The 14,873-nt window shown below is 58.1% G+C and carries 9 protein-coding genes and 2 pseudogenes; 5 read left to right on the forward strand and 6 right to left on the reverse strand.

The window, feature by feature from the left end:
• The first annotated feature begins 62 nt into the window (after positions 1 to 62).
• Positions 63 to 482, forward strand: coding sequence for a hypothetical protein (locus IPP88_06210; protein MBL0122328.1), 420 nt, complete (start codon positions 63 to 65; stop codon positions 480 to 482).
• Positions 479 to 2,236: pseudogene (locus IPP88_06215) on the forward strand (PTS transporter subunit EIIC). Before IPP88_06210 ends, IPP88_06215 begins: the two are co-directional and overlap by 4 nt.
• Before the next feature lie 62 nt (positions 2,237 to 2,298).
• On the opposite strand, the gene IPP88_06220 reads toward IPP88_06215, so the two are convergent.
• A complete protein-coding gene (locus IPP88_06220) occupies positions 2,299 to 3,915 on the reverse strand; it encodes a peptide chain release factor 3 (GenBank protein ID MBL0122329.1) in 1,617 nt (538 codons plus the stop codon).
• Positions 3,916 to 4,114: 199 nt separating this feature from the next.
• Between IPP88_06220 and IPP88_06225 the strand changes: the two genes are divergently transcribed.
• The 3 genes and pseudogenes from IPP88_06225 to IPP88_06235 all read left to right on the forward strand — a co-directional run bounded on the left by IPP88_06225 (position 4,115) and on the right by IPP88_06235 (position 8,913).
• A complete protein-coding gene (locus IPP88_06225; protein ID MBL0122330.1) occupies positions 4,115 to 6,187 on the forward strand; it encodes a zinc-dependent metalloprotease in 2,073 nt (690 codons plus the stop codon).
• A gap of 28 nt (positions 6,188 to 6,215) precedes the next feature.
• Complete coding sequence (locus IPP88_06230) at positions 6,216 to 6,830, forward strand: zinc-dependent metalloprotease (protein ID MBL0122331.1); 615 nt, start codon at positions 6,216 to 6,218, stop codon at positions 6,828 to 6,830.
• A 594-nt stretch (positions 6,831 to 7,424) separates the two neighbouring features.
• Positions 7,425 to 8,913, forward strand: a pseudogene (locus tag IPP88_06235) (DEAD/DEAH box helicase).
• 912 nt (positions 8,914 to 9,825) lie between these two features.
• Here the strand turns inward: IPP88_06235 and IPP88_06240 are convergent.
• The 5 genes from IPP88_06240 to IPP88_06260 all read right to left on the reverse strand — a co-directional run.
• Positions 9,826 to 10,428, reverse strand: a complete 603-nt coding sequence (locus IPP88_06240; GenBank protein MBL0122332.1) for a GNAT family N-acetyltransferase — start codon at positions 10,426 to 10,428, stop codon at positions 9,826 to 9,828.
• A 1,394-nt stretch (positions 10,429 to 11,822) separates the two neighbouring features.
• On the reverse strand, positions 11,823 to 11,993 hold the full coding sequence (locus IPP88_06245) for a hypothetical protein (protein MBL0122333.1): 171 nt from the start codon (positions 11,991 to 11,993) through the stop codon (positions 11,823 to 11,825).
• 501 nt (positions 11,994 to 12,494) lie between these two features.
• Positions 12,495 to 12,659 carry a hypothetical protein gene (locus IPP88_06250; GenBank protein ID MBL0122334.1) on the reverse strand — a complete coding sequence of 55 codons (165 nt, stop codon included), beginning with the start codon at positions 12,657 to 12,659 and terminating at the stop codon, positions 12,495 to 12,497.
• A gap of 204 nt (positions 12,660 to 12,863) precedes the next feature.
• A complete protein-coding gene (locus IPP88_06255) occupies positions 12,864 to 13,325 on the reverse strand; it encodes a universal stress protein (GenBank protein MBL0122335.1) in 462 nt (153 codons plus the stop codon).
• A gap of 165 nt (positions 13,326 to 13,490) precedes the next feature.
• Positions 13,491 to 14,873 (reverse strand): hypothetical protein (locus IPP88_06260; protein ID MBL0122336.1); only part of this gene is annotated, 1,383 nt, incomplete at its 5' end.

A 14,873-nucleotide genomic window follows, 5' to 3' on the forward strand; every position in this document is an offset into this window, starting at 1 on the left:
AGTTGCCGGCGCGTCGGTGATGATCGAAACAATAAGCGTCCGCGCTGCTCGCGGATCAACTCGTGCGAGATGTCGATTTCCTGTCGATCGGCACCAACGATCTTTCACAATACACGCTGGCCATGGATCGCGGTCATCCCGATCTCGCCGCCAAGCTCGATGCTTTGCACCCGGCAGTATTACGCCTCATCAAAACGGCGGCGGATGCCGGCAACGCGCTGCACAAAGAAGTGGCGGTATGTGGCGGGCTCGCTTCCGATCCAATCGCGATACCGATATTGATTGGACTTGGCGTGCACGAAGTCTCCGCCGTGCCGGCGATGATCCCGCGCATCAAGCAAGTGATCCGCTCCCTCGACGCCGGAGCGTGCGCAACACTCGCACAGGAAGCACTTGAGCAGAAAGATGCAACGGCAGTGCGCGCACTTGTCGCGCGCTGGCTGGCGCAATCGCCATCATTTTCCGGGAGCGCAGTCCAATGAAAAGCCTGATCGAATCGACCCAGCAACTCGGCCGCGCGCTGATGTTGCCGATTGCCGTTTTGCCGGTTGCGGGTCTGCTGCTGCGCCTGGGGCAACCGGACTTGATGAACCTCGCGCCCGTGGCGGCGGCAGGAGATGCCATCTTTTCCAATCTGGGCATCCTCTTCGCCATTGGCGTGGCGATAGGGTTGGCGCGCGAAAATAACGGCGCTGCCGGGCTCGCGGCAGTCGTCGGATTTCTGGTCGCTACCAAGGGCGCGGAGGTGCTGATTCAGGTTCCGCCCGAATTGCTCGCCGCCGTGGGTAGCAAGGGCAACGACCTCGCCATCGCTGCGCACAAGGCGAAGCAGTTGGCAAAACTCAGTGTGCCGATTGGCATCATCTCGGGGCTGATATCCGGCGCGCTGTACAACCGCTACAGCGACATACGCTTGCCCAGTTATCTCGCATTCTTCGGTGGCAGGCGTTTCGTGCCGATTGCGGCGGGTTGCGCAGGGCTCGTGGTAGCCGCGGTTTTTGGAATGGGCTGGTCGTATCTCGAACACGGCATGGATGTGAGTCGGAGGCGTACTCGGCGCCGGCGAATTCGGTCTGTTTATTTACGGCGCGCTGAATCGCCTGCTCATCGTCACCGGATTGCACCACATCCTTAATAACCTCGCCTGGTTCCTGATCGGTGATTTCAACGGTGTGACCGGTGACCTGAAACGCTTCTTCGCCGGCGATCCGGCGGCCGGCATGTTCATGGCCGGTTTTTTCCCGGTCATGATGTTTGGGCTGCCGGCAGCATGCCTGGCGATGTATCACACCGCCAAGAAGGAGCGGCGCGCGGCGACCGGTGGCCTGCTCCTGTCGATGGCGCTGACTTCATTTCTGACCGGTGTGACGGAGCCGATCGAATTCACGTTCATGTTCCTCGCGCCCATTCTGTACGCCGTGCACGCAGTGCTCACCGGGCTGTCGATGGTCACCATGCATCTGTTGAACAGCAAGCTCGGTTTCGGTTTTTCGGCGGGCTTGTTTGACTATGTGCTCAATTTCAAACTCGCGACCAATCCGTGGTTGCTGCTTCCCGTCGGCGCTGTGTACTTCGCGTTGTACTACGGGCTGTTCCGCTATTGCATCGTGCGCTTCAACCTGAAAACACCGGGGCGTGAAGTGGACGAGGAAGCGGCTGTTGTCACTGAAGTCAAAGGCGGCAACGACCAGGCCGATGGTTTCATCGCCGCACTTTCGGCGGCGCGCGAATTTGCGCAATGTCGACGCTTGCACCACGCGGTTGACTGATCGTTGCCAACTGCGACAGGGTCGATGAGGCCGCGTTACGCAGACTGGGTTCACGTGGCATGGTCAAGCTTGGCGACAATGGCCTGCAAGTGGTGCTGGGGCCAATCGCCGATCAGGTGGCTGGTGATATTCGCAAACGCATGGCGGCGATGCCGCAAGGGGCCGCCATCGCGCCCGCGCCGTCGTCATACTCGCCGCTACCAGAATCGTCCGCCGGACGCGGTGTCGATCCTGCTCTTGCCCGGGCATTGTTAGCCGCGGTCGGTGGTCGCGCGAACGTGAGTTCCGTTGAGCTTGCGTCAGGCCGTGTGCTTTTCAGCCTGAAGAACGCAGCCGCCGTGAACAATGAATTGCTGCAACCTCTTGCGGTTCGCGGTATCGCGCGACCGAAGCCGACAAGCGTGCATGTATTGCATGAGGATGCGGCCGCACTGGAACAGCAGATTCGCTCAATTCTGGAAGTGTAAAACGCCATTTGACGCGGCTTTCCGGCCGAAAACGACTGAAAATCCGCGCCAGTGCTAGAGTTTCAGCCTTTCATCTGCGCCTGAAACACATGCCCCGCATGTTCGCGCATCGCATGAAATTGCACGGTGGGAAAGCGTTCCGACACCACTTCCAGTTCCGCCACGTGGGTCGCGAGAAATGCCGGCGCATCCACCACATCGTGCGCCACGCGATGGGCGTTGGCGTCGATGAATTTCTTCAGGATGTTCGGGTCATCACAGGTAATCCAGCGCGCCAGCCGATAGCGCGAGGGCTCCAGCCGCGCATCAACGTTGTATTCACCCTTCAGGCGATGCAGCACGACTTCAAATTGCAGCGTGCCGACCGCGCCGAGCAGCAGGCTGCCGCCGGCGATCGGGCGAAACACCTGGATCGCGCCTTCCTCCCCGAGTTGCTGCAATCCCGTGCGCAGCTGTTTGCTTTTCATCGGGTCTTTCAACTCGACCGTCTGAAACGTTTCCGGCGCAAAGTACGGCAAGCCGGTGAATTGCAAGTCCTCGCCTTCCGTTAGCGTATCCCCAAGCCGCAGCGTGCCGTGATTGGGAATGCCGATGATGTCGCCCGAATACGCCTCCTCCAGCAATTCGCGGCGCTGCGAGAGGAATGACACCACCGTGCCGGGACGAATGTCCTTGCCGGTGCGACAGACGCGCAGTTTCATACCGCGTTCGAAGCGGCCCGAACACACACGCAAAAACGCGATGCGATCGCGGTGCGCCGGATCCATGTTCGCCTGAATCTTGAAACACACACCCGTGAACTTCGGTTCGTCTGGCATCACCACGCGTTGCAGTGCGGCGCGGGGCGCCGGCGGCGGTGCCAGGTCGACGAGTGCATCGAGCACTTCGCGCACGCCAAAATTATTGACGGCCGAGCCGAAAAACAGCGGCGATTGTTTGGCCGCCAGAAACGCGTCGCGATCAAACGCCGGGCTCGCCTCGCGGATCAAGCCGATTTCGTTGCGGGCCTGCTCGTGTTCCGTGCCAAAGCGCTCGATTGCGACGGCATTGTTCAGGCCATCGAGGATTTCATCGTCGTCATGCATGCGATCTTCGCCCGCCTGAAACACCCGCATGCTGTTCAAACGCATGTCATAGACGCCGCCGAATTGCCTACCCATGCCGACCGGCCAGGTGAAAGGCACCACATCCATGTTCAATACGCGCTCGACTTCTTCCATCAGCGCGAGTGGTGGCATGACTTCGCGGTCCATCTTGTTGATGAAGGTCAGGATCGGTGTATTGCGTGCGCGGCAGACTTCGATCAATCGCAGCGTCTGCGCTTCCACGCCCTTGGCGGCGTCGATCACCATCAGCGCGGCATCCACGGCAGTCAGCACGCGATAGGTATCCTCGGAGAAATCCTGGTGGCCCGGCGTGTCGAGCAGATTGACCACGCAATCCCGGTATTCCATCTGCATGACCGAACTCGCCACCGAAATGCCGCGCTGCTTTTCAATTTCCATCCAGTCGGAGGTGGCGTGACGGCTGGCCTTGCGCGCCTTGACACTGCCGGCGATCTGGATCGCGCCGGCGAACATCAGCAGTTTCTCAGTCAGCGTGGTCTTGCCCGCGTCCGGGTGGGAGATGATGGCAAACGTGCGTCTGCGCCTGATTTCAGAGGTAAGTGTGGTGCTCATGGAGTTGTTGCGTGGCAAAAACGAACGATTATCGCATTCGCGACATGCCATCACAAACCAAATCAGTCCCTCGTCATCCCCAATGGCCACAATTTGATACAAAATGACCCGGCGATTTGCCTGAAAATAGCGCGCTACCCACCCCGCGCTGTGTGATCACGCAGACGCGACCTGACTTGACCACAAGGAGAGGCGTTTCATGGCTATTACTGTACCGTTCCGGAAGAAAACCATTTCGTACCTGATTTCGTCGCTGCTCGCTTCCGGCGCGATTTTCGTTGCGGGCGCGCAGACACCGCCTGCGCCGAACGGTGTCCCTGGTCCCGCTGGTCCGGCTGGCCCGGCAGGACCAGCCGCCCGCCCCGATGCGGCCGCGCCGAAACCTTTCGCCGAGATCATCAAGGACACCAAACAGATTCCGGGCTATTTCACGCTATACCGCAAGGATGACAAGGTCTGGATCGAGATCAAGCCGGAACAGTTGGACACGCCATTCTTCTTCCAGATCAATTCGACGCGCGGCCTCGGTGAGGGCGGTTTCTATCCGAACTGGATGTTGCGCGGCCATATCGCCGAGTTCAAGAAGCTGGGCAACAACATGCAGTTGATTGCCAAGAACCATCGGTTTGTGGCCAAGGCCGGAACCGCCATTGCGCGCTCGGTCAAAGAGAGCTTTACCGACAGTCTGATCAGCGTCACCACGGTGGCGAGCGCACCGCACCCGGAACGAAAATCGGTCCTGATTGATGCGAATGCACTGTTCCTCGCCGATATACCCGGCACCGCGACACAGCTCGAAACCACCTTTCGGCTGCCGTACGCTTACGATGCGCGCAGCTCCGGCTTCGTCGATGTGCGTTCGACGGACGACCTGACTGCTTTCAATGTCACGGCCCACTACAACATCCCCAAGTTGCCTGCACCGCCGCTGACGCCTCCACCGACGCCGACACCGAAGCCGCCTTCCAATCTGGAAGACAACCGCAGCATGTTCCTCGGCTATTACTACACACTGTCGAAGCTGCCGGAAAAACCGATGGCCGCACGCGTCGCGGACAGCCGCGTCGGGCATTTCGTGGGCCAGCAATGGGACTACACGGACGATCTCGCGCCGTTCCCGCGCCACTACATCATCAATCGCTGGAGACTGGAAAAGAAGGATCCGAACGCGGCGATGTCGGAGCCGGTACAGCCAATTACCTACTGGCTCGACAAGAATATTCCCCACAAATATCGCGCCAAGGTGGCGGAGGGTGTCCTTGAATGGAACAAGGCGTTCGAAAAGATCGGTTTCAAGAACGCCATCCAGACCAAACAGCAGGAAGACAACGCCGAGTTCGACAACAACGATACGCGCCATGCGTCAGTACGCTGGTACGTTGATACCAGTGAAGGCGCGCTGGCCATCGGCCCGAGCCGCACCGATCGGCGCACCGGCGAAATCCTCGACGCCGATATTTCATTTTCCGACGGCTGGACGCGCCTGCCGCGACGCCGTGCCGTGGAGCAACTGACCAGCGTGGCACAGGGCAACAACCACGATCACGTCAAGGCGCATCAGCATTCCGACGCGGAGATCATGCAGTCGCTCGCCCGTGGCGAAATGCCGCAATTGTGCGAATACGAAAGTGCGGCAATGGAAGAGGCGAGTTTCGCCATCGATTTGCTGGCCGCGCGCGGTGACATCGATCCCGATAGCCCGGAAGCGGAAGCGATCGTGCTCGAACAATTGAAGGACGTGGTTACGCACGAAGTCGGCCACACGCTGGGGCTCACCCACAATTTCCGCGCATCCACCATCTATACGCTGGACCAGATGGAAAATGCCGAGTTCACCAAGCTGAACGGGCTCTCGGGTTCGGTGATGGAATACAACGCACTGAACATTGCCCCCAAGGGCAGGAAACAGGGCCAGTACGCCATGACCACGATTGGTCCGTATGACCATTGGGCGATCGAGTACGCGTACAAGCCGCTTAATCCGGCGACGGAAAAGGAAGAGCTGTTAAAGATCGCGTCGCGCTCGAAGGAGCCGCTGCTGGCGTTTGCCAACGATATTGATGCCGGTCTTGGCACGGTCGAAGGCATGGACCCGGAAGTCACGCGCCGCGATCTCGGCGCCGACCCGCTGGCATTCGCTGAACGTCGCATGCTGCTTTCGCGCGAACTGTGGGATCGTCTGCAGGAACGCAAAGATCAAGCCGGGCGAACAGTTCGATGTCCTGCGCCGCAACTTCCTCAGTGCGAACACCCAGGTCGCGCTGGCGTCTAGCGTTGCCGCCAAGTATGTCGGTGGGGTCGTGCATTTGCGTGATCACGCCGACAGTGGCCGTGCTCCGCTGAATCCGGTGCCGGCGGCGAAACAGCGTTTGGCCTTGAAGCTCATCACCGATGGCCTGTTCCGTGCCGAGAGTTTCAAATTCAAGCCGGAATTCGTCTCGCGCCTGGTGCCCGATCAGTTCGATCGCTGGTTTGGCGGCTTCGGTGGATCGAGCCTTGCGTCGGTCGTCAACCCGGATGTCAGCATCAGCGGCGCCGTGTTGGCATTGCAGCGCACGACGCTCGATCAGTTGATGGCCGATGGCGTGGCCGCGCGCATCATCGATGCGCCCAGCAAGATGGCCGATGCCAAACAGGCCTTCGCGCTCTCGGAACTCTATGACACGCTGCAAGGCGCCATCTGGAGCGAGCTGAAAACCGGCGGCGACATCAATCCGCTGCGTCGCAACCTGCAGCGCGAGCACCTGCGCCGCGTGGTGAACACGCTGATCAAGCCCGCCGCAACGACCCCGGCCGACGCGCGCAGCTTGCAACGTGCCAACGCGCAGCAACTGCAGCAGCAGATTCGCGTGGCGATGGCCAAATCGGCAACAAGGAAAGCAAGGCGCATTTGTCGGAGAGCCTGGATGTCCTGACCGAGGCGCTGAAGGCACCATTGCAGCGGGCGGTTTAATTTCGTTATCCGGAACGCGGGCGTCAGAGCCGCCCGCGTAGGTCCGCTCCACCCGCTGCACTTCCGGCGTGGCGCTTGAACCAAATGGTTTCGAGGGTCGCGCCGGTATCTTTTTGTGCGGTTCCACCAACTACTTGATGGATTGAATTGATTAACCTCCAGCACTGTGGCGGCTTCCAAGCCACAAATGTCTCAAAAGCGTCGTCCATGCTAGCGTTTCACCTCGTTGTGCTGGAGAAACAATTATTTGCTAGGTGTTTTGACCGGTCTCGCGTATAGTTCGGTTTGTGCGATGCAGCAACTGAAGTTGGCATCGCAAATGTTCATCGTCTCCTGCCCCGCTTTTCTCCCCGGTCCTGGCGTAACGCCTCGAACCCACGAATCGCAAATAGGTTGGCGCCGATGTTGGTGCGTCACCGTTTGATCTGATTCGTTCTCGCGTAGAACCTTCCGGTCTAAATTGCCGTCTCGATTCCGTTTTCGAGACGACGCCCCGTTTTTGTCTTGTTGCTCTCGTTGCGCAGGCACCGGAATGTCCGCGCTTGGAAAACTGAAAATGAATTTTGATACTCTGGGCTTAGCCGCCCCGATCCGCGAAGCGATTGCCCTCGCGGGTTACACCGACCCCACTCCCGTGCAGGCGCGCGCCGTGCCCGAGGCTCTTGCTGGACGCGACCTGATGGTTTCGTCGCAAACCGGCAGCGGCAAAACGGCGGCATTCATGCTGCCCGCATTGCAGCTGTTGATGGAATCGCATCCGGTCGCCGGACGCGGTCCGCGCGTGCTGGTGTTGACGCCGACGCGTGAATTGTCGATGCAGGTCACCAAAGCCGCCGAAACCTATGGCCGCAAGATGAAGAAAGTGAAAATGCTTTCGCTCGTCGGTGGCATGCCGTACCCGGTGCAGAACCGTTTGCTGAAGGCCGGCGTGGATATTCTGGTGGCAACGCCGGGACGCCTGCTCGATCAGATGCAATCGGGCCGTGTCGATCTGACGCGCCTGCAATTGCTGGTGCTCGACGAAGCCGACCGCATGCTCGACATGGGCTTCAAGGACGACCTGGAAGCGATCGTCGCGCAGACGCCCGCGACGCGCCAAACGCTGCTGTTCTCGGCCACGCTCGAACAAAATATCGTGCGCCTCGCGACGTCGATGCTGAAAGATCCGGTGCGCATCTCCATCGACAGCCAGCAATCGCGTCACGAAAACATCGAACAGCGCCTGCATTTCGCCGACGACATGGGGCACAAGAATCGCCTGCTTGATCACCTGTTGCGCGATGCCGAAATGAACCAGGCCATCGTGTTCACGGCCACCAAGCGCGCGGCCGATGATCTCGCCAGCAACCTGAATGAAAAGGCTTCTCGGTCGCCGCGCTGCATGGCGACATGAAGCAGGGGCGCGCACGCGTACGCTGCAGAATTTGCGTCGCGGCAGTTTGCAAGTGCTGGTTGCCACCGACGTCGCGGCGCGCGGCATCGACGTGCAGGGAATTTCGCACGTCATCAATTACGACCTGCCGCGAGCGGCCGAAGACTATGTGCATCGCATCGGCCGTACTGGTCGCGCCGGCAAGAACGGCATCGCCATCAGCCTCGCCAACGTGCGTGAACATTTTCAGGTAAAGCTGATCGAGCGTTTCACGTCGCAGGCGATTCCCGTCACCACCATCCACGGTCTGGAGCCGAAGGCACGCGTATTCTCCAAGCCTTCGCATCCGGGTTCGCGTCCCGGCGGTCGTCCGGCGGGTAATTTCGGCGACAGCAAGAAATTCGGTGCACGTTCGCCCAGTTCGGGCAAACCGGCCGGATTCAGCGGCTTCGGCAAGAGCGGTTCGGGCAAGCCGGCGGGAAGAACGTTTAGCAAGCCTGCGGGCAAATCCGCCTTGGCAGGGGAAATAAACGATTTCGCATTTGGCTGCATAAAAAGCCCGCGTTTAGCGGGCTTTTTTCTCATCAGCCTACCTTACTGTGCGCAATTGAAAATCGAGCCGCAGGAAATTTACGAAACCAAAAAGGTCGTACGCAATTTCACTTGGTTTTGAGGGCTGCTTTCGGCCGAGGCTGTGTGAAAACGCAGCGAAAAACGGCATCGAAAAAAGTCGACCTCCTAGAATGCGCTGCAATCGATTATTTTGAATCGGGTAATGGTTGGAGGACCCCTGAAATTGCACGAATTCCGGTTCTCCTAGCGTTTTCACACAGCCTCGACCCACTCCAGCCGTTCAGTTTTTCTCGGAAACGGACCTTTAACGCCGACGTTAAGGGGCGCTGCGCTTAGTTTACCGAAGTCACGCGTTATATCCGGCGTCCCCTTGAATGATGGGGTTAGGCGTGACTGGGTGTTGCGCGTATAGTGGGCAGTAGGCACCGCACTTCTCAGCTCGGTACTCTTCAAGTTGCGGCGCGCCGTCAGTGATTTCATAGTAGGTCCCTTGTCTTTAACGAAGGTGTGGCAATTTTGAGTTCGTTCCGTGTGTCGGGGCACCCCAAGGCAACGCCAGTCCCTGTTAGCCGTCAATGGTCGGATTCAGAAAAGAACTTGAGCCGGAAACCGAGCAGAAGCCGCTGTACTTTCTCTGAAGACTGGGTACCACTTGACGCTCGCGGCCCACAGATCTTCAGTGCGGTTCGTCTGACGTTGGTCGCCACCAAGAAGTTGATGCCAGTTGCTTCCTGCACTGCGTACGGTGGCACGCCCTCCGGCGCCTTCTCAAAAAGCTCTTCGATCTCAACGCGAACACTACCACACAAGCGGCTACACCGTTGATCATGGAGACGCTCCTGTACGGGGCGTGGTACCTCCCGGATGCCGGTTGTGACGCCCTAACGAGGCGGTAGAAAAGTATGTTCAAGAGCGCATCGTGCGGGGTTTCAACTGGAAGCTCAAGCTGAAGGTCCGTTGTTGGCCGAAACTGGTCTGTCAATTATAGCTCAATCCGGCAAAGCAATTGAAGTTATGATTCATTGTATCTGCGACACAAAGTATCGTTCTCTTGTTTTGGAATGGAGTCCATATACTGAGGGTTGGAAGCCTCACGGAGCGGGTGCAAGGCACGAGAGTAAATGTGACAAAGTCCAAATTCATCGCTCCATTCCGCGCTCAAGTGACATACCAACCCCTTCATCGACAGGCTGACCCGCTGCGTTTCAGGCGCGATCGAGGGCAGATCAGTCGACACGAAGGCCCAACGAGTCGCGCGCATGCCCGATGATTGCTTGCGCAGCTTCGGGATAGCGAGTCCTTCGCGCCAGCGAGTCTTCTTGATCATGTATGCAAGCTCAACCTCGTACTTGCCCTCGATGTCCCAAGGCAGAAGCCCGCAGCGGCCAAGAAATTCACCTGTGCTTCGATCGATCGTTGCCCAGAGGCCCAGTTCCGGGTGATGCGGATGGCCGTGGCGAAACCAGTTCAACTCTTCCTTGGTTTGCTCAAATGTTCGAGTGCCGTCGGGATAGTACTGTCGGATCTCGGGATCGCGATACAACGTGTACAGCGAATCTATGTCATCCGGCTCGAGATGGCGCAGCACTAGGCGCTCGGTATTCAGGATGACCATGAACAGCGATAGCGCTTTCTGTGAGGCTAACGACGGTGTAGGAAAAGTCTGGTCATGGCGGCAGCCTGTCGAGATCGAATTGGAAGATCAACCCGAAGTTCCGCAGTTGGCCGACGGCTGTCCATCGACCTTAAGCCAAGTTTTGCGCCTGCCGGACACAGTCTGCTGGTTGGATGGTTTGAGCACACATGCACATTGTCTATCATTTTGCTGGCCGAAGGCCAAGGCATAGGCTGAACTGGCGAGACGAATCAGCCTCTCATTCCTGCGCAACTTCTACATTGTGAGTCTCTTCAATGATTGCCAGCAGAGACGAAAAGTGAACTAAGTCCTCGTCGTTGGCGAAGTCGACTCCGTTTTCGGAGAACGTTGCGGTCTGGCGACGAGATTCAATTAGCTTGCATATCCCAAATACCCGCAGCTATCCACTTCTCCCGATTGATGTAGGACCCAGACTGCGCGTTGAGTTGCCAGTTCACCGTTTCGATGAACTTTGCGCGGTACTCTTCTCGTAAGTGCACTGGCATGTCTGCCAACGCTGTCGCGAGCTCGGAAGATGTGGCTATTACCAATTTGTTGAATGCTTCCTTGTGCGCGCGTCAACACAACAAGCTGTTCGAGCACTGCCAAGATTGATTCGTACCGTGCAGCGTGGCGAGGCGGCCCTGCGACAATGCCAGTCTAGTTGAAGTTTCGCCTGCTCATTGTTGAATGCTTGCGCCGCGTGCATGCCCACAGTGGCGCACCGTTTCGCAATCTCAATAAACCTAATCTCGGTTTGATGCATGGTGCAGGTTATTGAGAAGTAAAACCACTTGATCCAGGCGCGTCGAGATGAAGTTCAGTTGGACGTGCAAGCAACGGTCCACTGCTCGCCGAAAGTCACCAGGCATTGAAAGGCATATGTATGCAGGATGTTTGGCAAAGGAAGCCAATCCTTTTACCCAGTCTATGTTCGCAGACCTACATGCAAATTGATTCACCTTTTCCAACCGGCTTTCCGCATTTATGGCAGTGGCCGGCCGCGCGTGACGTGCAACGAAAGCACCTTTGCCTCACGCGGACCCAATCTCAACTAAGACTCGGCAAAGCACATCCCTTCAGGCGATCCACGGCGCGCGGCGATCGCAAATTCTGCTGCAAGTGCTGCGGAAATATCAGCAGGCCAAACGACAGTAATTCGGCACTCACAACACTCAATAAACGACCGACCTGCAGACTCCATTAGCGGCATCGGGATACGCTGAGCCTTTCAGCAAGCAATTGAAAAGTTGATCATTGATTCAACCAGCGGCCTTTAAATCATGATTTCGGGTCGAACGGCTGGTGTTGGCAGGTTTCTGCTTGGCGATAGTAAGCCATCGCATCCCCGCTTTCGATTAGCGCACTACGTTTCATTTCGAGCTCGTTCTGCTCGCGCGTTTGCCGGTGGCCATATCGAACCTGGCGAGAATTGAGAACTCCACCGTCCGCTTGCCTTCGTCAAAGTGGCAGTCAATGAAGTCTTTCGGATTCAACTTCTCGTTAGTGGCCAACTCGACGTATCCAAATCTGTCGTCGCGCACGATCTTGCCTTGTTGAACTTGCGACAGATCTAGAAACTGCACCTTCCAGGAAGAGTCATCCCCCCACTGGCAACCCCATACAAATCCAAAGTCCCCTCTCGGTTCCTCGCAGTCATCACTCCAATACTTTGAACCCGGAAGGGTGGAGCCATCGTTTATGTCCCACCAATCCGGAACGTAAAAACCGACTGGACAGAAACCCTCCGAACGTGGCGTTTCGCTTGCGATTATCTTGCCCGTGTCCAAGTCCATAACCGACGTCGCTGTGGTCCGGCGATACCAACGCGAGCATCCTAGAACCTTGGCGAAATGGCTCAAACGTGCGGTACATGCTCCAGTAATTGCGATGATATTCTGCTATGACTCGCCTGCCCTATCCAAGATGGAAACGTGGAGCGTGTCCCAATTGAGCGGAGACTTTATTACGCCACACTTTGTCACGAACCGTTCGCGTGGTGCGGGCCGTGACTGAATTTCAAACATTCCTGTCGTGTCGATCTCTCAATCCACCAGCGGGGCGTGATACTCATCCGCCCATGCCTTCTTGTCGCCTGTGGTTTTTTCTCTGAGCAGAGACTCCGCCTCTACTTTGCTGTCTTTGGCTCCCCAGTAGTGAGTATTGCCATCACTCAACGAGGTCGAGCGCAATTCATAGATCTTGGTCATCTCTATCGCCTAATTGACGGTAGTCACGAAGTTCGTATGACCGGTAACAGGTGAATTGGGCGGAGTACACGAACCCGCTCCTGGCCGAAACCCGCTTATCAGTTGCATGCACGCGTTGAGGCCTGAGTAACCTGTCGGGTTTATCAAATCAGACCTTCAATGACTTCATGGTTATGTACTCGACAGACTTCATAACGTGAGTCACTACACAACTTTTCGCGTGCGATGCAACAGTACCGGGATATCGCACAGCGACATCACCTTGGTGGCCACGCTTCCGAGCATCATCTGCGCCACGCTGCCGTGGCCGTGTGACCCCATGCAAATCAGGTCGCAGTGCTCGCTATTCGCGGCCTTGATAATGGCGAGCGCGGGTTGATCGCTGGAGGCGGTACGGCCGATGAATTCAACGCCGGCGGCCTTGGCCAATTCTTCCAGCGCGCCGAGGTATTTCCTGGCGATTTCCTCGGTGTGTTTGTCGAAGTCGCTCTCCGGCGCGATGACGGGCGCATACGACATGTCGTTGTAAATCGGCAGGTCGTAGGCGGGCGCCGCGAAGAAGCCGACAACGCTGGCCCCGGCGGCTTTCGCCAATGCAATCGCACCGCGGGCCGCGTCTTCCGCCAGCATTGAGCCGTCGGTGGCGATGAGGAATTTCTTGAACATGCTGGTCTCCTGAATGGACTGACAATGCGGATATAAAGGTGCGCGCATGACGGGCGCGGCGCAGTGCAAGTTGTCAGTCTCTCATGATTCGCGTTTGAGGGTTCGGTCGAGAGGTGACGAACGCCTTGTCGAGAAACGGTATCAGAAGGGCCGTCGCTGAAAGGATCAGTGGAGGTCGTAATACAGGGCGAGCATTGCGTATTCCGCCAATTCCGCTACCGTCGTTCTGACGTGATCGCCGCCCGCATCCTCGATTGTCAAAGGCACACCACCGGGCAACTGCACCATTGCGCGAAATGTCATGCCCGGGCGGCGGCGGATTTCAATGGAGACATTTCGTATCGGTACCGGTGGGAGGTCGGCAGGGTAGTTCAACAGATGCAGGATGAATCGCTTCTCGGCGGGCTGGTGAAATACCGTTAGCCAAACATGGTCATGGGTGTCCGCGCGGAAGCTCGGGCCATCGGGCAAGAGTTCACTGATCAGCCACTGAAACGTCCGGCGCGCGACATGGTGGTCACTGCGCTCCAGTGCGGCGGCGGCGTAGACGACGCGGCCTTTGCCATGGCGCCGGCGCGTGATCGCCGGCATTTGCGTGTCCTCATCGGGCGGCGCGCTGTGGATGCTGGCCCAGTGCGTGTCTTCCAACGAACCGGTGTGTGGATAGCCATAAGGCAGCGTCACGGTGCCGAGAATTTCCAGGTTCGGCGCACGCGCTTCCACTTCGTGCAGGCCGTCGGGCAGACATAAAACCGGCTGCGGCAAACACAGCTGGCGCCACGTTTCGTTGACGGGTTTCATGTAGAGATTGTTCGCCGACAGTGCGCGGACATAGCGCAAGCCGAGACATTCGCCGAGAAGGAAATCATCGCTTCGGCCTTCGAGCGTGTACGTGCCCGTCGCGCCACTGACATACAGGTTGCCGCCGCCGGCGACGTAGGCCGTAAACGCAGCGGCCTCGGCGGCGGACATTCGCGTGGCATCGGGCAATACCACCACCGGAAAGTCGCACAACCGATCCAGTTGCCGGCGGGTGATGACGCCGACGGGGATTCGCTGTCGCCGCAGCGCACTGACCGCGCCGCGCGCCGCCGTCAGGTGCGGCGACGGCAAGGTCAATGCGGACGGATCGGCATAGTCCCCGCCATTCTCCGCGGTACTCATCTTCGAGTAGTCGCTCAGATAGATCACCACATCTTCGACGGGATCGCCGCCGAGAAAGAGTTGGTAGGGCTCCATCGCCGCGAAAATATCTCCCAGCATCGGGTAGACCCCTTCGCAGACCGTTCCCTCTGGGTCAATGGCATCGATCAGTCGAAACCCAGCCGAGGAGGCCAGCGCGGCGAATGCCTGGACGCGCAACTGGCTAGCCGTCTTGGTGCTGACGTGATCGGTGAGATGCGCGCAGCGGCTGGTCATGAACTCGACGGGCCGGCTGTTCGACAGATTGAGCATGAAGCGGCTGGTCATGAACTGTTCGTCCATGTCGCCATAGAAATCACCGCCGAGAAAATCGCTGTGGCGCGCAGAATCCGTGGTGATGCCGAA

Source organism: Betaproteobacteria bacterium, assembly GCA_016720925.1.
Classification (GTDB): Bacteria; Pseudomonadota; Gammaproteobacteria; order Burkholderiales; family Usitatibacteraceae; genus UKL13-2.

Excerpts from the sequence above, each read along its gene's own strand:
- IPP88_06240 (MBL0122332.1), bottom strand. The coding sequence starts at position 10,428 with ATGGTCATCCTGAATACCGAGCGCCTAGTGCTGCGCCATCTCGAGCCG.
- IPP88_06225 (MBL0122330.1), top strand. The coding sequence starts at position 4,115 with ATGGCTATTACTGTACCGTTCCGGAAGAAAACCATTTCGTACCTGATT.
- IPP88_06250 (MBL0122334.1), bottom strand. The coding sequence starts at position 12,659 with ATGACCAAGATCTATGAATTGCGCTCGACCTCGTTGAGTGATGGCAAT.
- IPP88_06255 (MBL0122335.1), bottom strand. The coding sequence starts at position 13,325 with ATGTTCAAGAAATTCCTCATCGCCACCGACGGCTCAATGCTGGCGGAA.
- IPP88_06220 (MBL0122329.1), bottom strand. The coding sequence starts at position 3,915 with ATGAGCACCACACTTACCTCTGAAATCAGGCGCAGACGCACGTTTGCC.